Genomic DNA, 1,103 nt, shown 5'->3' with positions numbered 1-1,103 from the left:
TGGAAAAGGTTGTAGATGAAAAACTAGGCCATAAAGGTATTTACCCAAATGTGGACTTTTACTCTGGTCTTGTTTATCGAAAATTAGGAATATCTAGTGATTTATTTACACCAATATTTGCTATTGCTCGTGTAGCTGGTTGGTTAGCTCACTGGAAAGAGCAATTGGCAGCTAATCGGATTTTCCGTCCTACACAAATTTATACTGGAGACCATAATGTTTATTATAAACCTATTCAAGAACGTTAAGTATTTTAGAATTTAGAATTTAGAATTTAGAATTCAGAATTCAGAAGTCATATAGCGCGTAGCGAAGCGTGAACAGGGAATAGGGAATAGGGAATAGTAGACTGATAAAGGGTTTTAGGATTTATAAATGTCAAGAGCCTTAATGCGTAGCGCTATAAAGTTAAATTATTACTGTTTGACGACGCACTGAATTTGGAATTGAGAAATTGTTTTTTCGGCTTTCCTCTACATGAAACGGTACAGGAAATGAAAAGTTGAGCTTCTCTGGAAGAAACAGCATGACAGAGGGAAAAAACTCATAAGTGCCTAGCATAGATTGTTCAGGATAAACAATATCTCAAGAGCAACTTCGGGAAGATATCAAAGATGTGGCTACAAATAGATTTTTGTAACCTATGAATATTTTTGTTTCTATCTTTATAATAAACTCGATCATATTAGCCGGATTCTTTAGCAGACAGATTTTGATTGAGAAGAAAATTCCACGGCTTTTCCCCAGTATGGATAACCAAAATGTCAAAGACAACCAAGTAAAATTAACCAGTCAGACTCAAGAATTGTTGTACTCCAAAGTTCTGCTTTATACCAGTGCTGTTGGCATTATGGGGGGATTGGTTGCTATAGCTTACTACTTTGTTTTAGAACAGTTTTTAGTGTTGGTATGGGAAACAGGGAAGCATTACTTCACAGGAATTTTTCCAGATTGGTTACCAGCATGGAATTACACCTGGATAGTGGCAACAATTGGGGGATTTGGTGTTGGTTTGTGTCTCTATTTCTTTGGTCAACCTGGAGAGATGGCTAAGGTGATTGATAAAATTCACGATCCTGGTCGTTTGGACCCAAGTCAAACAA

The 1,103-nt window shown here is 36.6% G+C and carries 1 protein-coding gene and 1 pseudogene; both read left to right on the top strand.

Annotation, left to right across the window (positions count from 1 at the left end):
* The coding region (locus F6K22_RS41410) for a citrate/2-methylcitrate synthase (RefSeq protein WP_293111028.1) at window positions 1-248 on the top strand (248 nt) is incomplete at its 5' end.
* Between the two features lie 464 nt (window positions 249-712).
* Window positions 713-1,103, top strand: a pseudogene (locus F6K22_RS41405) (hypothetical protein); the annotation flags it as partial.

It is taken from the genome of Okeania sp. SIO2F4 (assembly GCF_010672385.1).
Classification (GTDB): Bacteria; Cyanobacteriota; Cyanobacteriia; order Cyanobacteriales; family Microcoleaceae; genus Trichodesmium.
This window is presented reverse-complemented; position numbering and strand designations above follow the sequence as displayed.